Genomic DNA, 19,465 nt, shown 5'->3' with positions numbered 1-19,465 from the left:
ATAAACATGGTCTCGAGACTTGCTACTTATTTTTTCTCTGGATAATGATATCCATACAATTTCTCAATCTTCTTTACTGACAATTCTTCCACGGTCACCGTCATCCGGATATCTTCCGTCGGCCGCTCCTGTTCTGTTGTCACGGCAGCGATCTTGTCCAGCACATCCAGTCCCTGGATGACTTTGCCAAACACGGTGTACCCTCCATCTAATGCCGGCGTGCCGCCCACCGTAGTGTAGACCTTCAAGCGTTCCGGCGAGATTTCTTTGCTCAGATTTACATTCAACTCCTTCTCCACACGGGGTCTCAATGCTACCATCCGCGCCTGCAGCAATTTCACGTCCTGCGCTTGGAACGCCTCGGCCAGCGAGTCGTAGGCACCCTGGTTGGCAGGATTCTGAAAGAATTGTCCTAACACATTATTCAGCTTTTCGAAATCGGTCCTCAATTCACCTTCCGTCATTTTCGTGCCTTGCACCACATAGAACTGGCTGCCGCTGGAAGCCTTGGTCGGATTCTGAGCGTCGGCAAGCCGTGCCGCCGACAATGCACCCCGTTCGTGAAAGAACTTTGGGTTGAACTCTGCATTGACCGTATATCCTGGCCCACCCTGACCCAGCCGCTGCCCGGGTGTAGCTTTTTTCGAATCCGGATCGCCTCCCTGGATCATGAACCCTTGAATGACCCGGTGAAACATCGTGCTGTCATAATAATGTTCTTTTGCCAGCTTGATGAAGTTGGCCTTGTGGAGCGGCGTTTCATCATACAGGATGGCGACCATATTTCCGTAGCGCGTCTTGATGGTGACCACATAATCTTTCTTTTGGGCACAACCGGAAACAATCACTAAAAGAATAAGCGTAACAAGAATGGGAATTCTTTTCATAACTCGTTAAAAAAAGTAAATGGAAAATGATAACTGCTAGACAACAAGATTCTTTATCTCACTCAGCAGCGTGGCGCCACCGTTGATGAGCACCTCGTTGGCCACACGTTCGCCCAGGGCTTTCACGTCCACAGGAGAGGCAGAGTGTTTTGCTTTGATGATGCGTTGCCCGTCCAGGGAGATGATGCCTCCTTTCAACGTGATCATGCCCCCTTCGTGGTGGGCGTAGCCAAACGCCGGGATGCTGCAGCCGCCTTGCAAAGTTTTCAGGAACGAGCGCTCTGCGCGAATGCAATCTTCCGTCTCCGGGTGGTTCACCCAGCGTTCGATGATATCTTTTTTGTCGAAGGGCAATTTCTTGTGACACTCCACGGCAATGCTTCCCTGCCCGACGGCGGGAACAAAATAGCTGGTCTCGATCTTCTCCACGATCAAATGATCAAAGCCCATGCGGTGAACGCCGGCATAGGCGAGCAACAACGCGTCGTAGTCGCCGGCTTCCAGTTTAGCAAAACGCGTCTGCAGGTTGCCACGGATGGTCAACGCTTCCTGGTGGGGATAAAAATGTTTGAGGAACGCTACCCGCCGCGTGGCCGAGGTGCCGATCCGCAGTTTGTCTGATGCGAGGTTGATGTTCTTTTTGTGGCTCACGATCACATCGTTGGCCAGCTCCCGCTCGGTGAAGGCCACCAGCTCCAACTCGTCCGGAATTTCGGAGGCGAGGTCTTTGGCGCTGTGTACGGCAATATCGATGGAGCCGTCCAGGAGTTTGGCTTCGATCTCTTCCGTGAACACGCCCTTGCTGCCGATCTTGGCGATGGACACGTTCAGGATCTTGTCACCCCGGGTTTCGATGGGCACGATCTCGGTTTGATAACCCGACGGTTTGATCAGGCTGGCAACATGTTCGGCCTGCCACAAGGCAAGTTTGCTTCCGCGGGTACCAATGCGAATGACTTTATTCATAGGTTACGGGTTGATGATCTTTGCCAGTTTTAAAGAAAGGTCCAGGAAAATCATCTTGGCGCTTCCATTGCGCTCCAGGTGATAACTGGCGTCGTTGATCAAGGTAAACGATTTTTCTATTTTCTCCACCGTCATCTGCTTGCTGAAACGGCCAATAAATTCAAGTTCCTCGCCCCGCGACCGGTTCATCGCCGTGGCGCCGGAGATGAAAAGGAGGGCTTCGCGCATCACGAGCATGCTGTAGGCCAGTAAATTCTTTTGACTCAATTTGTCCTTGGCGTGAAATTGCTCGGCCGTGGCCACCAATAGACCATATCTTTTTTGCCAGCACTGGCCCATCCAATCCCGGAACTGCTTCGTGTTGTCGTCTTCTTCGTTTTCGGTAAGCTTCAGCGCATAGTTCAGATCACCCTCGGCCAGCGGGGTGATCTTCTTCGCACGGGCAGCTTCCACGTTATGTGTGGTGAGATACGATTCGACCTCGTCATCTTGCAGCAACGGGACAGTGACGATCTGCGTGCGCGAAATGATGGTGGGCAACAATTTGTCGGCGGCATTAGTCACCAGGATAAAGAAGGTATGTGGCGCGGGCTCTTCCAAGATCTTCAAAATGCCGTTCGCTGCCGAAGGGTGCATCAACTCGGGTTGCCAGATGATCATCACTTTGTTGGCACTTTCAAAAGGCTTTAGCGAAAGGGTTTTTATGATCTCGCGGCTTTCCTCGCGCGAGATGAGGGCCTGCTTGTCTTCGCCCCCGTAGTAGTTGGTCCAGTCGTTCAGGTTTCCGTAAGGCTGCTCCAGCAGGAAGGCGCGCCACGATTTCATGATGTCGGCCTTGAAGCGCTCTTCGTCTTTGTCGCCCTTCACGTTGCTGAGGGGGAAAACGAAATGCGTGTCGGGGTGGATGAACTTGCTGTTCTTGGAGCAGGCTGGGCACACGCCGCAGGAGTCGTCGCCGCGGTTTTCGCAGTGCAGGTAGGCGGCGTAGGCCAAGGCCATGGGCAGGTTCAGTGCGCCGGCGCCACCCACAAAAAGCTGGGCGTGGGCAATGTGATTGCTCTTCGCCGCTGCGGTGAGCATCGTTTTTACGTCGTGCAGGCCTGGGATGGATGAAAACTGCATATCATTTTTTTTCCCACGTGCGGCTATGCGCCGTGGCGTTGTACACATGAAGAAGAATCTCTTTGTCGATGTCGCTCAGCGCCTGGTCACGGCGTCCCACCACGCGCGCGGCCGTCTCCAGGGCTTTGTCGACCTGGTAGGTGGTGAGTCCCGCGGCGCCACCCCAGGAAAAGGATGGAACGTAATTGGGGGGAAAGCCTTCGCCAAACACGCTGGCGCTCACATCGACCACGGTGGCCGTGTTGAACATGGTGTTGATGGAACACTTGCTGTGGTCGCCCATCATCAACCCGCAGAAATATAGTTCGGTCTGCACATAGTCTTGTTCTTTATGCCGCCACAGTTTGATGAGATCGTAGTTGTTCTTGAGGTTCGACGTGTTGGAGTCCGCCCCAATGTTGCACCACTCGCCGACCACGGAATTGCCGAGGAACCCGTCGTGGGCCTTGTTGCTGTAGGCGATGATCACCGAGTTGCTGATCTCGCCGCCCACTTTGGAAAAGGGACCCACCGTTACGTCGCCCCGCACCTTGGCGCCCATGTTGATCTGGGAACCCTCGCACAGCGCAAAGGCCCCGCGAATGAGCGCGCCTTCGTGGAGTTGGGTGTTCTTGCCCAGGTAGATGGGGCCGTTTTCGGCATTCAGGGTTGCCGCACGAATGGACACGCCTTCTTCTACAAAAATATTCTCTGCACCATACACGATCGTGTGCCGGTCGGAGATGCCTGCCGACGTTCTGCCGGCTGTGATCTTTTTAAAGTCCGCCCGGATCTGGGCCCCATTCTCGCGAAAGATTTTCCAGGGCTTGTCGATGATCGTGAGGGCTTCGCGGTATTCGATGGTATTCTGCTGGTTCATTTCCTGCACGGGATTCCGCGCGGCCAGCAGCAGGGGGCCTTTCACGAGGAAATAGCCCTCCGGAAGCGATTTTACGGTGGCTGCCAGAAGATCGTCCGGACAAAGGGCGCCGTTCACCAGCAAGTTGTCGGGCGTCGAAATGGTGGGGTATTTTTTTTGGAGGTAGGGTTCGGTCTTGAAAGAAGCGGTGGTCCCCAGGTATTTCTCCCATTTTTCAGCGATGGTCAGGATGCCCACGCGCAGGGCGCCGATGGGGCGTGTGAAGGTGAAGGGGAGGAGTTCTATGCGGATGGAGGGGTCATCGAAGAGGATCAAATTCATGTTCCAAAAATAGTGGCAGATGGCTAATGATAAAGGGTATTGGGTTATTTATGATGCCCGTTCCCAAAAAAAGACAATAAAAAAAGCCTTTGTCTCCAAAGGCTTTTCTCTCCCATTTGAAAAAAAAGAAGTATTAAGCTTTCTTTTGATACTTGTTCTTGAATTTTTCCACGCGGCCTGCGGTGTCGACAAACAGCTTTTTGCCGGTGAAAAATGGATGAGAAGCCGAGCTCACTTCGACCTTGATCACAGGATATTCCTTACCATTTTCCATTTTGATGGTTTCTTTGGTATTGGAAGTCGAGCGGCTTATGAATTTGGTGTCGCTGGAAGTGTCCCAGAAAACAACTTCTCTGTACTCCGGATGAATGCCTTTTTTCATATCAATTATGCGTTTTTTCCTCTAAAAAGGACTGCAAATATACGGGGATAGAACGGATAAGCAAACTTGGGAGGACAAAATTTGGCATAGAAACGAGAACCTGGCCAGGATTTATGTCAGGCAAACAAGGCTAAGGGCGCCTTAAAAAAGCCCCGCAAACGCGTTTGCCCCAAATCCTGTATTTTTACCCCCTTAACTTCCCCAAAGCATGAAAATAAGGCTCCTGGCTCTATTTCTCACCGGTTTACAGTTCTCGGCTTTTGCCCAAAGCAGCTATGCCCCCCTCAACGAAGACTATTATCACAGCATCGACCGCTATGAAGTGAAGGCCGGCAAAATCCTTCCCAGCATTTTCACGGCCGTGAAACCCTACAAGCGGTCCGACATTGTGGCTTTTATCGACACCCTCCATGCGCAGGGCCAGTTTGTTTCCAAAGCCGATGCGTTCAATTACGAATATCTTCAAAACGACAGCTGGGAGTTTTCCCGGGCCGAAAGCAGCAACAGCCGCAAGCCCGTTTTGAAGGGTCTCTACAAGAAGAAGTCGGATTTGTTTTACGTGGACGAGGAGGCGTTCGACCTGCACGTGAACCCCGTGTTATACCTGGGCGCAGGCAGCGATTCACGTCGCGACGAGCGGTTGTTCATCAACACCCGGGGTGCCGAGGTGCGGGGGATGGTGGATAAAAAGGTGGGTTTCTATGCCTATCTCACCGACAACCAAATGGTGCTTCCTTCTTATGTGTGGGACCAGATGTCGCAAAACCCGGTTATTCCCCACGAAGGCTTTTGGAAGGACTATAAGAATGGCAAGGGCGTGGATTTTCTCCAGGCGCGGGGCTATATCACGTTTGAAGCCACCAAGCACATCAACATTGAATTTGGTCACGACCGCATTTTTATCGGCAACGGCTATCGCTCCCTCATTTATTCGGACTTTTCGCCGCCCACCTGGTTCCTCAAAGGCACGGTGAAGGTGTGGAAACTGAATTACATGTTTTTGCTAAACCAAATGACGGCCGATGTGGACGGGTCGCTCAGCGGGCTCAAATCCGCGAAGGGTGGCTATCCCAACAAATTCAATGCGATGCACCACCTGAGCCTGAACATTGGCAAGAAGCTGAACATCGGCGTTTTTGAGTCGGTCATGTTTAGTGTCGACGATTCGCTGGGCACGGCTAATTTCCGACTCGACTATCTCAACCCCATCATCTTCTATCGCGCCATCGAGCAACAAAACGGCAGCAGCGACAACGTGTTGCTGGGGTTCGATTTCAAGTGGAATGCGGTTCGGAAGCTGTCGTTCTATGGCCAGTTTGTGCTGGATGAGTTTGTGCTGGACCACATCAAGTCCGGCGACGGCTGGTGGGCCAACAAGTTTGCCATCCAGGGTGGCGCAAAATATATTGACGCGTTTGGCGTCCCTAACCTTGACCTGCAGGGGGAAGTGAACATTGTGCGGCCCTATACCTATTCGCACAACACCAACTATGCCAACTACACCAGCTACCGGCAGCCCATTGCACACCCGCTGGGGGCGAACTTTAACGAGGTGGTGGGCATCCTGCGCTACCAGCCGCTGCGCCGGTTGAACCTGGTGGGCAAGCTCATCGTGTCGAAGATCGGCCGCGACACCACGGGGGTGAACTGGGGTAGCGATTTGTTGAAGAACAACTCCACGCGCCAGCAGGAATATGGCAACAAGATCGGGCAAGGCATCGCCAACGATCTGGTTTATGGCACCTTCACGGCGACGTGGATGCTGCGGCACAATATATTTATCGATGCCTCGGTGGTGGTGCGCAGAAGTAAGTCGGATGTTGCGTTCTACAATAACAATACGAACGTAACTTCCTTAGCTTTGCGATGGAACATACCGAAACGACTTTACGAGTTTTAACCAGTTAAATGAAAATTTATTTCCGCATACTTCATTATGCGCCGCACCTGGTGCGGCGACTGATTGAATTTTTTCTTTACTCCATACCCGGAAGCATCTTGAACCTGGTGAGTGTGGCGCTGATGGCTCCGCTGTTGAATGCCCTCTTTGGCACAACAGAGAAAGTCACAGCGGCGGCTATGCCTGAATTCTCGCTCACCATCGACTATGCTACGGGTGTGTTCAATTATTATTTTCTGCACATTGTTCATGATGAGGGGCCCACACGGGCACTTCTGTTTGTTTGCGTTGCCATCGTGACGACTCGGTTTCTTGGGAACCTTTTCGTTTATATGGAACGCATGGCCGCGTCGCGCATTAAGGTGGACGTGGTGCGGAACATGCGGATGCACATTTTCAGAAACGCTACGCTGCTGCACATCGGTTACTTCAATGACCAGCGCAAAGGCGATCTGATATCACGTTTTACAAACGACGTGGCAGAGGTGGAGAATTCGGTGGTGAACAGTCTCAAATTCGTTTTGAAAGAACCCATCACGATTATTCTGTCATTCGTTGCCCTTTTTGCCATATCGCCACAGTTAACACTCTTTTCATTGCTGCTGCTGCCCGTCATGGGCGGACTGCTGGCAGAGATTGTAAAGCGCTTAAAACGCAAAGCTGTCCAAAGCCAGGAGTCGCTGGGCAGGATTGTCAATATTTTGGATGAAACGCTGGGGGGAATGCGCGTGGTGCTGGCTTTTAATGCGCGCAATTTTATCTTACGAAAGATCGATAAAGAAACGGCACATCACCGCAAGGTGAACCTCTCTATATCGCGGAAGAATGAATTGGCTTCACCCGTATCGGAGATCCTGGGCGTGTTGATCGTTGCGGCCATTCTTTATTTTGGGGGTTCCCTGGTGTTGTCGGGTGAGTATAATCTTAAGGCTGGTAGTTTTTTAGTGTTCATTGGCATTTTTGCCAACATCATTCAGCCCGCGAAGAATTTTTCCAACGGTATTACGTCGCTGCAAAAAGGAACAGTATCTGCCCAAAGAATTTTTGCCTTGATCGATGAAGAGCCCGCGGTGAAGAACAAGCCCGGCGCGCAAATGCTCTCGTCTTTTGAGCGTGACATCGTGTTCCGCGATGTGACGTTTGCCTATGATCGCGAACCCGTATTAAAAAATATAAACCTCACCATCGCCAAAGGAAAGACCATCGCGTTGGTCGGTTCATCGGGAGGGGGGAAATCGACGCTGGCTGACCTGGTGCCACGCTTTTATGACCCTACCAGTGGGGATATTTTGTTGGATGGGATCTCACTAAGCGACTACGAATTGGAATCGCTTCGTAAACAGATCGGGGTGGTTACGCAGGAGTCCATTCTTTTCAACGACACCATCTTCAACAACATCGCGTTTGGCATGGACGACGCGCGGGAAGAAGATGTGATCAATGCCGCCAAGGTGGCCAACGCCCACGAGTTCATTTCGCAAACGGAGCACGGCTATCAAACCGTGATCGGCGAACGCGGCTCCAAACTTTCCGGCGGACAGCGGCAGCGCCTGAGCATTGCCCGCGCCGTGCTCAAAAATCCGCCCATCCTGATCCTGGACGAAGCCACGTCGGCGCTCGACTCGGAGTCGGAACGCCTGGTGCAGGATGCACTCACCAACCTGATGAAGAACCGTACCTCCATCGTCATCGCCCACCGCCTCAGCACCATCCAGCATGCCGACGAGATTGTGGTGATACAACAGGGACAGATCCTGGAGCGGGGACCGCACGACGTGCTCATCCAGGGTAACGGACTTTACAAGAAACTTATCGAGATACAGAAAGTGAACTAGTGCTCACATCCCGGATTGAACCGTTGAGATATTGCGTTTTATGGAATAACCATGCATGGATTGTCCATTTTAAATTTTTTCATTTACCTTTAATTAACGAACCCGTTTAGCGGCTCGTTTTAACCTGACCCCGCATGAATAAGAAGAGGATTATTTTTTATTTGGTTTTTGGCGCGTTTCATATCGGCGCTTTCATTTTCACCCTCCTTATTCAGGATTTTAGCTTTCTGACCAAGATATTCAGTTATATTGGTTTGTTTAAGTACATTACTTTTTTTGGCATCGTGCTCATTGCAGCCGACGTTATTTGGTCATGGATCCTCAGCCGGGAAAATCAAAAGGAAAAAGACGCGCTCACCCACGAGCTGAACATGTTGAAGGCAAAGCTTTTTGATCTCCAGGAAACCGCCAAAGATTCGAACGCGGCAAAGACCACTCCCAAGAACTAGACAAGCGTTTAGAAGTCGTTAACCCGTTACCTGTATGGTCGCTAAAACATTTGGCGGTGCCGTACACGGTGTGGATGCCCGCACGATCATGATTGAAGTGAACGTGGGTCAGGGTACAAAATTTTTCATGAGCGGCTTGCCCGACAATGCCGTGAAAGAAAGCCAACACCGTGTCGAATCGGCGTTGAAGCACGCGCGCTTCTTCATGCCCCGCAACAAAACCGTTGTAAACCTCGCCCCGGCCGACCTCCGCAAGGAAGGCGCCGCCTATGATCTGTCCATCGCCCTCTGCGTGATGAAGGCATCGGGCCAATTGACCACCGACAAACTGGACCAGTACGTGATCATGGGCGAACTCGCCCTGGACGGAACGTTGCGCCCCATCCGGGGTGTACTGCCCATTGCTATCCAGGCCCGCAAGGAAGGGTTCAAAGGATTCATCCTGCCCACCGACAATGCCGGCGAAGCGGCCATCGTGAACAACCTCGAAGTGTATCCCGTTGCCAACCTGCGCGAGGCGGTCGACTTCCTGGAAGAAAAAATACAGATCCCCTCTGTCCACATCGACGCCCGCGAAGCGTTTGCCGCACAGTTGGATCGGTACGATACCGACTTCCGTGACGTGCAAGGACAGGAGAATATCAAACGCGCCCTGGAAATTGCCGCAGCCGGCGGGCACAACGTGATCATGATCGGTCCACCCGGCGCAGGAAAAACGATGCTGGCCAAACGCCTCCCCACCATTCTTCCACCGCTCACGCTACACGAAGCCCTCGAGACCACCAAGATCCATTCCGTAGCCGGGAGGTTGACCCGGCAAGCCTCGCTGCTGACCACGCGCCCGTTTCGCGCACCGCACCATACCATCTCCGACATCGCGCTGGTTGGTGGAGGTGGCATTCCCCAGCCCGGCGAAATATCGCTGGCGAACAACGGCGTTTTGTTCCTGGATGAATTGCCCGAGTTCAAACGCTCGGTGCTGGAAGTGATGCGCCAACCCATGGAGGAGCGTCGCGTCACGATCTCGCGCGCAAAAGTTTCGATGGAGTATCCCGCGAACTTTATGCTCATTGCGAGTATGAATCCTTGTCCTTGTGGATATTTCAATCACCCGGAAAAAGAATGTGTGTGTGGCCCGGGCGTTGTGCAACGCTACCTCAGCAAGATCAGCGGCCCCCTGCTGGACCGTATCGACCTACACGTGGAAGTGGTGCCCGTGAGCTTTGACGAGATGACGGCCAACCGCCGTTCCGAGACCAGCGAAACCATCCGCGAACGCGTGGTGAAAGCCCGCGAGCGCCAGGCCCTGCGTTTCACCGACCACCCATCGATATATTGTAACGCCATGATGCCCTCCAACATGGTGAAACGGATCTGTGCTATCGACGACGCTGGCAAGACCTTGCTCAAATCGGCCATGGAGCGGATCGGTCTCTCGGCCCGCGCCTACGACCGGATCCTCAAAGTGTCGCGCACCATCGCCGACCTCGCGGCTTCCGACACCATAAAAACAGAACACCTCGCTGAAGCCATTCAATACAGGAGCCTTGACCGTGAGGGGTGGACCGGGTGAATGGCCAAGTACCCTCGAGTTTCCTTTGCGCCTTAGCGCCTTAGCGGTTAGATTTGACCGTGCGTAAAACCATCCTCCTCTATGCCCTGCTCCTTGCGCTCCTGATCTTCCTGCTAAAAGTGCTGGAGTACAAATTCTTTGTCCGCGACCTTTCCCTGGAATTTTACATCGGTGTCGTTGCCCTGCTTTTTACAGGCCTGGGCATTTGGGTTGGATTAAAGCTCACCCGGAAAAAGAATCCCATTCCACCATCACCGGGTGGAAAATTCGTCCCCAATGAATCTGCCTTGCAACAAGCCGGCATCAGTCCCCGCGAGTATGAAGTGCTCGAAGGCATGGCCCAGGGCTTCTCCAACCAGGAGATTGCCGATAAACTTTTCCTGTCCATCAACACGGTAAAGACCCACACCTCCAATCTTTTCATCAAGCTCGACGCCCGCCGCCGCACCCAGGCGATCCAAAAAGCCAAGGCGCTTGGGCTAATTCCCTAGCGAGGGCGGGCAAATACCCTGAGCTGACCATTCTTCGTACTTCTTTCGGGTGATTTTCCTATTTTTCATGAGAATCATACTTTTGGGTGAAGGCATTTTGCCGTTGCAGACCGTCATTTCGAAAAAAATCAAAACACTATGCAAAGAATCATCCTCATCTACGGTCTCATCGCCGGCGCCATTGTTTCGGGCATGCTGGTGATCTCCCAGCCCATGCTGAGCCAGGGTATTATCAATTACGACAACGCCATGATTGTCGGGTACACGTCCATGGTCATTGCCTTGTCGGTTGTATTCTTTGGTATAAAGACCTTTCGCGACCAGGAGGGCAAGGGAAAAATATCATTTGGAACGGCTTTTAAAATTGGTATCCTCATTACGCTGATTGCTTCGCTGATGTATGCGATCAGTTGGGAGATCTATTATAATACGATGGGCACCGATTTTATGGAGCAGTACACCAGTTATCATATCAAGAAACTGCAAGAGGCTGGAGCAACAGTGGAAAAGATCGAGGCTACGCGAAAAGAAATGGCCACTTTTAGCGAGCAATACAGGAATCCCGTGATCCGATTTGGCATGACGCTCCTGGAGATCTTCCCGGTGGGCCTCCTCATCACGTTGATCTGTGCCGCGCTGCTGCGCAGGAAAGAAATCCTTCCCCAAAACGCCTGACGCCGCCGGCTGATTTTCATTCTCCGCACGGAACCAAATTATTTTTTGTCACCTATAAAAAAAGATCGAAATGAAACGAGTCACCGGTATTGGCGGCGTGTTCTTCAAATCTGAAGATCCGAAGCAACTGAAAGCATGGTATCAAAAGCACCTGGAAGTGGGCGAAGTGTTCCAATGGACCGACCTAAACCAGCCCGATGCTAAAGCACCAGCCCAAACCATTTGGAGTCCCTTTAAAAAGGATACTACCTATTTTGCGCCCAGCGAAAAACCGTTCATGCTCAACTACCGCGTGCACGACCTGCGCGCGTTGCTGGCGGTCCTTCGCGAGGAGGGCGTGACCATCGTGGGCGAGGTGGAGGAGCATCCCTATGGAAAGTTCGGGTGGATACTCGACCCCGAAGGAAACAAGATCGAACTCTGGGAACCCATCGACTGAGGGCTGCAATGCCCAGGGGACGTCCGCAACTTTCATCGTGTAGTCCCCTGGAAAAAATTTCTCAACGGTCGCAGGAAGAATGTGCTTTACCATTCATAACCTCCGGAGAAAAATTGCGATGCACAAAATGTTTTTGCGAGCCTGTTAAAACAATCGGGCGTATAGGTTACCGTTGTTTTCACGCCAATGAGGTCAAGCGGTGTGAATATGTTTTTGATGGAGCAAAGAGAAAGCCGAACAGATGTTACGAGGCATTGAAGCGGGTGTCCCAGGAGATGGGCCAACACACGTTAGCACATCACGGTGTGACGCCATTCGTGTAAAAGGATTTAATAAACATGATGTTTGAACTCATTTTTATACCCGGAAATGCTGAACAGACGGTTCTTTGTTTCCGATCCTTGGGGTTCAGCCAGCTTTTTAACTCATAGGTTTAGGTTAAGGTTTCGGTTGAACCCTTTTTTATGCCCTTTCGGGCCGTTAGCAAAATCGATTGATTTTTAGTCCTGGGAACTACCAAACAGAACGGTGAATGCCGTGCCCTCGCCCACCTTGCTTTCCGCATAGATGGATCCACCCAATGCTTCGATCTGGGTTTTGATCAAGAATAACCCCACACCCCGCGCATCTTTGTGATCGTGAAAAGTTTTGTGAAGACCGAATAGTTTATCGCCGAATTTATCCATTTCAATACCCAGTCCGTTATCGCGCACGATCAATTCCACAGAATGGTCGCGCATGCGGGTGAGTACTTTTATTTCCGGCGCCCGATCGGGCGAGCGGTATTTGACGGCGTTGCTGAGCAGGTTTTGAAAAATACTTTCCAGGTAGGTGCGCGAATAATGAATGACGGGCGCGGCTTCAAAGTCATAGGAGATGGAGGCACCGGTCTGGATGAGTTCACCTTGCAACGACTGCACCACTTTGTCGAAGATCTCGTGAAAGCGGATATCCACCCGTTCGATGTCGGTTTCTTTTTTGGCCTTCAGGGTCTCCATCAACTCGTTCATGGTCTCCCCCAGGTTGTGGGCTACGTTCTTCAGCTTTTCGAAGATCTGCTGATACTCCGACACACTGCTGGTGGGGCTCAACAACCCGATGAGGGCTTTGATGTTGCCGATGGGCGAGCGCAGGTTGTGGGAGATGATGTGGGCAAATTCGTCGAGCTGCCGGTTCTGCTCCTGCAATTTGATGGCAAACGACTCCATGCTTTGCTTGGAGCGCAGCAATTCGTCTTCGGATTTTTTTCGTTCGCTGATGTCCACCGCGCTGGCATAGATCAACTGGTTCTTCACATCGCTGGCCGACGTCCACAACAGCCAGCGGTAGGTTCCGTCTTTGTGGCGGTAGCGGTTTTCGAAAGTTGAAATGTGGCGACCGACTTGCAGGTGTCCCACGGCATTTTTGGTGGCGGCAATGTCGTCGGGGTGGACGAATTCGAGAAAGCGATGGTTCATCAACTCCTCTTCCGTCCAGCCTAACAGTTGGGTCCAGTAGGGATTCAGTTTCAGGAAATACCCATCGAAGCTGGCGATGGCAATCAGGTTGAGGGCATTGGCGAAGATGCGATGATTTTCTTCGGCGATCTTTTCGAGTGCTTCTTCCGCCTGTTTTTGGAACGTGATGTCGCTGATGAACCCTTCGATCATGGCGGGTTCGCCCGGTTGCAGGATCACGCTGCCGATTTCTTCCACCCATCGCCACTCGGTGTTCCGGTGTTGCAGGCGATAGCGCAAATGAAATTTTTCGTGTGTTTGCAGGGCCTTTTCCACCACCGCGAAGATGCGTTCGCGGTCTTCGGCATGATAGAGGTCGGTCATGCTCACTTTACCCGAAATAAAATCGGCCGGCTCGTAACCGACGATCTCTTTCACCTGGGGGTTGATGTAGAGCATCTCGTGGCGCGCATCTTTTTTGCAGAGGTAAACGGCCCCGGGGATATTTTCCGTGAGGGCCCTGAATTTTTGTTCGCTCTGCGCCAGCAACAACTCCGCTTTTTTCTTGGCGGTGATGTCGCGCACGAGGATGAGCACCTTGTTGTCGTTGATATATGAGATCTTGCACGAGCTCCATCGCTTTTGATGGGGCACGGGATATTCCAGCGACTCGGAATTTTGCGTGCGCAGCACTTTTTCGATGCCGTCCTGGTATTGTTTGAGCAATTCGCCGCTCAGCACGTCCGTTAATTTTTTGCCCACGTATTGTTCGCGCGGGCTAACGAACAGCATATAATCTTTTCGTGTCCAGATGTTGGTGTACTCACCATCGCGGCTGATCTCGAAAGCGACATCGTCGATGGAGTTGAGGAGGGCCTGCAGGTGAGCTTCGGAGTCGCGGAGCTTTTTTTCGGCCAGCTTGCTTTCGGTGATGTCGGTGGCGATGCTGGCAAAACCGGTGAGGTTGCCCTTATCGTCCCAAAGTCCCGTGAAGGAAACCAGTACGGGGAAGCGGGTGCCGTCTTTGCGGATATAGGTCCATTCTTTGCGGTCGGCGATTTTTCTCAACCGCGTTTTGGCCGAAAGCACTTCGAAATTGGGTTCGATCTCCTGGTGGAGTTCGTTCGATAGTTCGTCGGCGCGTTCAATGAGCTGGATGTTGTCGTGCAAAACCACGGGTGTGGCCTTGCCGATCATTTCGTCGGCCGAGTAGCCGGAAAGTGTTTCGGCGGCTTTGTTAAAGCTGGTGATCAGGCCTTCCGGGGTGGTGGAAATGACGGCCAGTTCGGTGGTGCTGATAATAGACTCCTGGAGCCGATAAGCATCGGCTAACGCGTTTAGGAAGGTGTCGTCGGACGCAGGTTTCTTTTTCAATGGAATTTTTTCCATTTGCACTCTTAGGCTCTGCGGCTAAGTTACGGATTTGCCTTTAGGTTAGGTTGGACGTTTGTAAAAAAATGTGTTCCTCACCGCCGGAAACCACGCTGCCGCACCGCTTCGAACACCACAACTGCCGCCGCCGTAGAAACGTTCATGGAATCAATGGCCCCCTGCATGGGAATAATAATGTTTTGGTCGGCTTGCTTCACCCAAAGGTCTGATAACCCTGTAGATTCTGTGCCCATAACGATGGCAGAGGGTTTCCGAAAATCCACTTCGTAATAGGGGCTGGATGCCTGAAGATAGGTAGCCAGAATGGCGATGTTATTTTTTTTGAGCCATGCGATCGTGTCGGCAGAAGTGGCCGACGCCACGGGGGTGGTAAACACACAGCCTACGCTGGAGCGGATAACATTGGCGTTATAGAAATCGGTTTGCGGATCGCAAATGATCACTGCATCCACCCCGGCGGCGTCCGCCGTTCGCAACACCGCTCCGAGGTTACCCGGTTTTTCAACGCCTTCCAGGATCAGCACCAACGGCGTTGGACGAAGCTGGAGATCGCCCAGAAAATGGGTCTTTTGCCGGGCAATGGCCAATACGCCCCCAGTGCTCTCGCGGTAGGCAATTTTTTCGAATACCGCTTTTTGAACGGGAATGAGAAGGTGCTCGTCGCCGACCAATGACAGGATCTTTTCCGCGTCAATAATGTCCGGACAAAAGAACACGCTGTTGAATACGTACCCACCCGTGATGGCCAGGGAAAGTTCCTTCAACCCCTCAATAATGAAAACATTCTGCTCCCGCCGTTCACGGGCCTTCTCCAGGGCCAGGACGTTTTTTATTTTCGGATTCTGTGGACTTGTGATGAGGGGATGCATGGGGAAAAGAAAGCGTAATGTTAAAGCTTTCCACCGGGAAAGAAAAGATGGGATCAGGAGCCGGAATCCAGGAGCCAGAATCCAGTAGCCAGTAGGGTGTGGGAGTGGGAGTGTGGTGTGGTGAGTGTGGGTTTTGAGTTTGTACGCGATACTTCTGCTTTCTGAAAAATGACAACCAACGATCAGCTGCCATGCCTCTTGAACACTGGCTGCTCACACTCCTCCAATTACTGGCTCCTGGATTCTGGCTTCTGGCTCCTGAATTCTGGCCTCTAAACGATCACCGATAATTTTTAATAGTTTTGGGCCTGCATTAGGCTGCACGACACATAAAAAAGCTCCATGAAACTGCTTCATCCCGCCTCCTGGCACGACTATGAACTCCTCGATTCCGGTAACTTCGAAAAGCTGGAGCGTTTTGGGAAGTATGTGCTCATCCGTCCCGAGCCCCAGGCCCTTTGGAGCCGGTCGTTGTCGGACGAGGTGTGGAAGAAGACAGCCCATGCCAAATTTGTGCGCGAGCAAACCGACAAGTTCAGGTTTACGGACGACGTGAAAGGAGGGTGGTCCAAGGATCCTTCCATGCCGGAAAGTTGGAATGTGCAATACAATTACAACGGCCTGCGCCTCACGCTGCGCCTGGCGTTGACGGGCTTTGGCCACGTGGGCGTTTTCCCGGAACAGGGCAGCAATTGGAATTTTATTTACGATACCCTCACGCAGTGGCAATTGCAGCGGCCCCGCGTGTTGAATTTGTTTGCCTATACCGGTGCCGCTTCGGTGGTGGCGCGTTCGGCCGGTGCCGATGTCACCCACTGCGATGCGTCGCGGCCGGGTTTGAATTGGGCCAGCCAGAACATGCAGATGAATGGCCTCCAGGACATCCGTTGGGTGTATGAAGATGCTTTTAAATTTGTGAAGCGGGAGGTGAAACGAGGCAACAAGTACAATGGTGTGATCATGGACCCGCCACCGTATGGCCGTGGGCCCGAAGGAGAGAAGTGGACGTTGCAAGAGCAACTGGACGAGCTGCTGTCGCTTAGCAGTGCGCTGCTGGAAAAGAAAAATCATTTCCACATTCTGAGTATGTACGCTGCCGGGCTTTCACCGATCGTGGGATTGAATGTGGCGAAATCGCATTTTCCCGAGATGAGAGAGCCCGAATACGGAGAATTTTTTCTGAAATCCGCACAGGGAAAAGATTTGCCGATGGGCACGTTTTTGAGATTCAGATCCTGATCGTTATTCCTGGATTTTCGTTGTATATTTAAGTATGCGATCTATAAGAATACCTTCGCTCACCAAGATGGAGGAGTTTAAAGCGCTCCCGGAAGGTACGTTGGCTGAACTTATCCATGGAAATCTTTTTATGACACCAGGTCCATCCTTTACGCATCAACAACTCTCGCGCAATGTCTTTGCCGCTCTTTTAAAATTTGTTGGGATTAACGAAAACAAAGGAGAGTTGATTTATGCACCCTGCGACATTTACCTGGATGAAGTGGACAACGTTGTGCAGCCGGACATTCTCTATATTTCGCCCGAGAACGGTGGAATCCAGAAACACGATGGCTTTCATGGTGTGCCCGACTTGTTGATCGAAATCCTGTCGCCATCGAATTCAAAACACGATCTCATCTTAAAAAAAGAACTCTACGAACAATTCGGAGTTCGCGAGTATTGGATCGTTTCTCAAAAGAACGGCGAATGCAACGGCTGCAGGCTCCAGGATGGCAAGTATGGAGAACCATTGCGGATGAAGAATAAGCTCAGAATAGCCGTTTTGGACGACCAGGTTTTCGAATTCTGATGCGGTCCTAGAATAATATACCCCGTCCAAAGCCAAAGAAATCATACGTTTTTTCTCAAAGGATGATCGATATATAAAGATCAACGGACGAATTGACAAACTTCATTCTGTTGGTCCGACATCACACGTTTGAATTCACAAAGATTCATCCCCACCACAGAAACCTTTACAATGGGATAACCAATACCCGGCGAAATGTCGTATCTTTGCGGCTCAATTCAGAAAAAAACAGAGGATTTTGAGGATTTATGGAGGTTAACAAGATCAGGAACATCGCTATCATTGCCCACGTCGATCACGGTAAAACTACCCTGGTGGACAAATTACTCATGGCCGGTAAGCTTTTCAAGGACCACGAGACCCCTGGTGAGCTCATCATGGACAGCAATGACCTGGAACGCGAGCGCGGCATCACCATTTTGGCAAAGAACGTATCGGTACGATACAAAGACTATAAGATCAACGTCATCGACACCCCGGGTCACAGCGACTTTGGAGGTGAGGTAGAGCGCGTTTTGAACATGGCCGACGGCTGTTTGCTGCTGGTGGATGCCTTTGAAGGCCCCATGCCCCAAACCCGCTTCGTGCTTCAAAAAGCCCTGCAACTGGGTCTGAAGCCTATCGTGGTGATCAATAAAGTTGACAAAAAGAACTGTACCCCCGACGAAGTACACGAACAGGTCTTCGACCTCATGTTCCAACTCGACGGTACCGAAGAACAATTGGACTTCCCCACCTTCTATGGCTCTGCCAAACAAGGCTGGATGAGCACCGACTGGAAAACGCCCACCGACAGCATCACCCCGCTGCTGGACGGCATCATCCAATACATCCCCGCCCCCGCGGTAGAAGAAGGATCGACCCAAATGCTGATCACCTCCCTGGAATACTCAGCCTACATCGGTCGCGTGGCCATTGGCCGTGTACACAGAGGCTCGATCAAGACGGGTCAACCCATTGCATTGGTGAAACGCGAGTCGCGCGCCATTGTGAAGTCCCGCATCAAAGACCTGTACGTATTCGAAGGTTTCGATAAATTAAAAGTTGAAGAAGTTAAGGCCGGCGAGATCTGCGCGTTGGTAGGTTTGGAAGGCTTCGACATTGGCGACACGGTTGCCGATCAGGAAAAGCCCGAAGGCATGAAGGCGATCTCCATCGACGAGCCGACCATGAGCATGCTCTTCACCATCAACAACTCACCGTTCTATGGTAAGGAAGGCAAGTTTGTGACCTCGCGCCACATCAAAGATCGTTTGGAAAAAGAACTTGAAAAGAACCTTGCCCTGCGCCTGGGAGAAACCGGCTCCGCCGATAGCTTCATGGTGTTTGGCCGTGGTGTACTCCACTTGTCGGTGCTCATCGAGACCATGCGCCGCGAAGGCTATGAACTCCAGATCGGACAACCCCAGGTGATCTTCAAGGAGATCGACGGTGTGAAATCCGAGCCTATGGAAGAGCTCACGATCGACCTTCCGGAAACAGACGCCGGCAAAGCCATCGAGACCGTATCGCAACGCAAAGGTGAAATGTTGAACATGGAGCCGAAAGGCGATCGCATGATCCTGAAGTTCATGATCCCTTCACGCGGTATCATCGGTTTGAGAAATTACCTGTTGAACGTAACGGCCGGTGAAGCCATCGTGACCCACCGCTTCAAAGAATATCAAGCGTTCCGCGGCGAGATCCCCGGACGTATCAACGGTTCGTTGATCGTGATGGAACAAGGCGAGGCCATTGCCTACAGCTTGCATAACCTGCAGGATCGCGGCAAGTTCTTTATCAACGAAGGCGAGGCCGTATACGAAGGACAAGTAATCGGCGAACACAGCCGCAGCGGCGACCTTGTGATCAACGTCACCAAAACCAAAAAGCTCACCAACATGCGGGCTTCCGGTTCCGACGAAAAAATGAGGATTGCACCCCCCATCATCTTCTCGTTGGAAGAAGCATTGGAATACATTCAGTCCGACGAATACGTAGAGGTTACCCCCAAGTCTATCCGCTTGCGGAAGATCTACCTCAACGAAACCGACCGGAAGAGAAACAGCAAATAATCGCG

Annotated in this window: 17 protein-coding genes; 10 read left to right on the top strand and 7 right to left on the bottom strand. The window is 51.9% G+C overall.

What is annotated here, in order from left to right; translation table 11 throughout:
* Window positions 1-26 precede the first annotated feature (26 nt).
* The 5 genes from BUB30_RS18150 to BUB30_RS18130 form a co-directional block, all read right to left on the bottom strand.
* Window positions 27-887, bottom strand: a complete 861-nt coding sequence (locus BUB30_RS18150) for a peptidylprolyl isomerase (protein WP_073136639.1) — start codon at window positions 885-887, stop codon at window positions 27-29.
* A gap of 36 nt (window positions 888-923) precedes the next feature.
* Complete coding sequence (hemC, locus tag BUB30_RS18145) at window positions 924-1,853, bottom strand: hydroxymethylbilane synthase (protein WP_073136637.1); 930 nt, start codon at window positions 1,851-1,853, stop codon at window positions 924-926.
* 3 nt (window positions 1,854-1,856) lie between these two features.
* Entirely contained in the window at window positions 1,857-2,975 is a 1,119-nt protein-coding gene (locus BUB30_RS18140; protein ID WP_073136635.1) for a DNA polymerase III subunit, read from the bottom strand.
* A gap of 1 nt (window position 2,976) precedes the next feature.
* Window positions 2,977-4,155: a GlmU family protein gene (locus BUB30_RS18135; protein ID WP_073136633.1), complete on the bottom strand. Its 1,179-nt coding sequence runs from the start codon at window positions 4,153-4,155 to the stop codon at window positions 2,977-2,979.
* Between the two features lie 133 nt (window positions 4,156-4,288).
* Entirely contained in the window at window positions 4,289-4,537 is a 249-nt protein-coding gene (locus BUB30_RS18130; protein WP_073136631.1) for a type B 50S ribosomal protein L31, read from the bottom strand.
* 208 nt (window positions 4,538-4,745) lie between these two features.
* On the opposite strand from BUB30_RS18130, the gene BUB30_RS18125 reads away from it, so the two are divergent.
* From BUB30_RS18125 to BUB30_RS18095, 7 genes are all read left to right on the top strand, one after another.
* Entirely contained in the window at window positions 4,746-6,437 is a 1,692-nt protein-coding gene (locus BUB30_RS18125) for a hypothetical protein (RefSeq protein WP_073136629.1), read from the top strand.
* Between the two features lie 8 nt (window positions 6,438-6,445).
* Window positions 6,446-8,272 carry an ABC transporter ATP-binding protein gene (locus BUB30_RS18120; protein ID WP_073136627.1) on the top strand — a complete coding sequence of 609 codons (1,827 nt, stop codon included), beginning with the start codon at window positions 6,446-6,448 and terminating at the stop codon, window positions 8,270-8,272.
* Between the two features lie 134 nt (window positions 8,273-8,406).
* Window positions 8,407-8,721, top strand: coding sequence for a hypothetical protein (locus BUB30_RS18115; RefSeq protein WP_073136625.1), 315 nt, complete (start codon window positions 8,407-8,409; stop codon window positions 8,719-8,721).
* 34 nt (window positions 8,722-8,755) lie between these two features.
* Window positions 8,756-10,294: a YifB family Mg chelatase-like AAA ATPase gene (locus BUB30_RS18110; protein ID WP_073136623.1), complete on the top strand. Its 1,539-nt coding sequence runs from the start codon at window positions 8,756-8,758 to the stop codon at window positions 10,292-10,294.
* Window positions 10,295-10,353: 59 nt separating this feature from the next.
* The gene (locus tag BUB30_RS18105) at window positions 10,354-10,785 is read left to right on the top strand and encodes a response regulator transcription factor (protein WP_073137394.1); all 432 of its coding nucleotides are present in this window, start codon (window positions 10,354-10,356) and stop codon (window positions 10,783-10,785) included.
* A 138-nt stretch (window positions 10,786-10,923) separates the two neighbouring features.
* Window positions 10,924-11,460 (top strand): DUF4199 domain-containing protein, encoded by a 537-nt coding sequence (locus BUB30_RS18100; protein WP_073136621.1) that lies wholly within the window; start codon window positions 10,924-10,926, stop codon window positions 11,458-11,460.
* Between the two features lie 70 nt (window positions 11,461-11,530).
* A complete protein-coding gene (locus BUB30_RS18095; protein WP_073136619.1) occupies window positions 11,531-11,899 on the top strand; it encodes a VOC family protein in 369 nt (122 codons plus the stop codon).
* Window positions 11,900-12,399: 500 nt separating this feature from the next.
* Here BUB30_RS18095 and BUB30_RS18090 read toward each other — a convergent pair whose 3' ends face one another.
* Both BUB30_RS18090 and BUB30_RS18085 read right to left on the bottom strand, forming a co-directional pair.
* Window positions 12,400-14,709 carry a PAS domain-containing protein gene (locus BUB30_RS18090; RefSeq protein ID WP_178377143.1) on the bottom strand — a complete coding sequence of 770 codons (2,310 nt, stop codon included), beginning with the start codon at window positions 14,707-14,709 and terminating at the stop codon, window positions 12,400-12,402.
* 92 nt (window positions 14,710-14,801) lie between these two features.
* Window positions 14,802-15,596 carry a TrmH family RNA methyltransferase gene (locus tag BUB30_RS18085; protein ID WP_073136615.1) on the bottom strand — a complete coding sequence of 265 codons (795 nt, stop codon included), beginning with the start codon at window positions 15,594-15,596 and terminating at the stop codon, window positions 14,802-14,804.
* 342 nt (window positions 15,597-15,938) lie between these two features.
* On the opposite strand from BUB30_RS18085, the gene BUB30_RS18080 reads away from it, so the two are divergent.
* From BUB30_RS18080 to typA, 3 genes are all read left to right on the top strand, one after another.
* Window positions 15,939-16,835: a class I SAM-dependent methyltransferase gene (locus tag BUB30_RS18080; RefSeq protein ID WP_073136613.1), complete on the top strand. Its 897-nt coding sequence runs from the start codon at window positions 15,939-15,941 to the stop codon at window positions 16,833-16,835.
* A gap of 34 nt (window positions 16,836-16,869) precedes the next feature.
* Window positions 16,870-17,406, top strand: a complete 537-nt coding sequence (locus BUB30_RS18075; RefSeq protein ID WP_084138215.1) for a Uma2 family endonuclease — start codon at window positions 16,870-16,872, stop codon at window positions 17,404-17,406.
* A 248-nt stretch (window positions 17,407-17,654) separates the two neighbouring features.
* Complete coding sequence (gene typA / locus BUB30_RS18070; protein WP_073136609.1) at window positions 17,655-19,460, top strand: translational GTPase TypA; 1,806 nt, start codon at window positions 17,655-17,657, stop codon at window positions 19,458-19,460.
* Window positions 19,461-19,465 lie beyond the last annotated feature (5 nt).

Source organism: Chryseolinea serpens (assembly GCF_900129725.1).
In the GTDB taxonomy this organism is placed as follows: Bacteria; Bacteroidota; Bacteroidia; order Cytophagales; family Cyclobacteriaceae; genus Chryseolinea; species Chryseolinea serpens.
The sequence above is the reverse complement of the archived record's forward strand: the minus strand, read 5'-3'. Positions and strand labels throughout refer to the sequence as shown.

Excerpts from the sequence above, each read along its gene's own strand:
- BUB30_RS18075 (WP_084138215.1), top strand. The coding sequence starts at position 16,870 with ATGCGATCTATAAGAATACCTTCGCTCACCAAGATGGAGGAGTTTAAA.
- BUB30_RS18130 (WP_073136631.1), bottom strand. The coding sequence starts at position 4,537 with ATGAAAAAAGGCATTCATCCGGAGTACAGAGAAGTTGTTTTCTGGGAC.
- BUB30_RS18095 (WP_073136619.1), top strand. The coding sequence starts at position 11,531 with ATGAAACGAGTCACCGGTATTGGCGGCGTGTTCTTCAAATCTGAAGAT.
- BUB30_RS18140 (WP_073136635.1), bottom strand. The coding sequence starts at position 2,975 with ATGCAGTTTTCATCCATCCCAGGCCTGCACGACGTAAAAACGATGCTC.
- typA (WP_073136609.1), top strand. The coding sequence starts at position 17,655 with ATGGAGGTTAACAAGATCAGGAACATCGCTATCATTGCCCACGTCGAT.
- BUB30_RS18110 (WP_073136623.1), top strand. The coding sequence starts at position 8,756 with ATGGTCGCTAAAACATTTGGCGGTGCCGTACACGGTGTGGATGCCCGC.
- BUB30_RS18150 (WP_073136639.1), bottom strand. The coding sequence starts at position 887 with ATGAAAAGAATTCCCATTCTTGTTACGCTTATTCTTTTAGTGATTGTT.
- BUB30_RS18125 (WP_073136629.1), top strand. The coding sequence starts at position 4,746 with ATGAAAATAAGGCTCCTGGCTCTATTTCTCACCGGTTTACAGTTCTCG.
- BUB30_RS18100 (WP_073136621.1), top strand. The coding sequence starts at position 10,924 with ATGCAAAGAATCATCCTCATCTACGGTCTCATCGCCGGCGCCATTGTT.
- BUB30_RS18115 (WP_073136625.1), top strand. The coding sequence starts at position 8,407 with ATGAATAAGAAGAGGATTATTTTTTATTTGGTTTTTGGCGCGTTTCAT.
- BUB30_RS18120 (WP_073136627.1), top strand. The coding sequence starts at position 6,446 with ATGAAAATTTATTTCCGCATACTTCATTATGCGCCGCACCTGGTGCGG.
- BUB30_RS18135 (WP_073136633.1), bottom strand. The coding sequence starts at position 4,155 with ATGAATTTGATCCTCTTCGATGACCCCTCCATCCGCATAGAACTCCTC.
- BUB30_RS18080 (WP_073136613.1), top strand. The coding sequence starts at position 15,939 with ATGAAACTGCTTCATCCCGCCTCCTGGCACGACTATGAACTCCTCGAT.
- hemC (WP_073136637.1), bottom strand. The coding sequence starts at position 1,853 with ATGAATAAAGTCATTCGCATTGGTACCCGCGGAAGCAAACTTGCCTTG.
- BUB30_RS18085 (WP_073136615.1), bottom strand. The coding sequence starts at position 15,596 with ATGCATCCCCTCATCACAAGTCCACAGAATCCGAAAATAAAAAACGTC.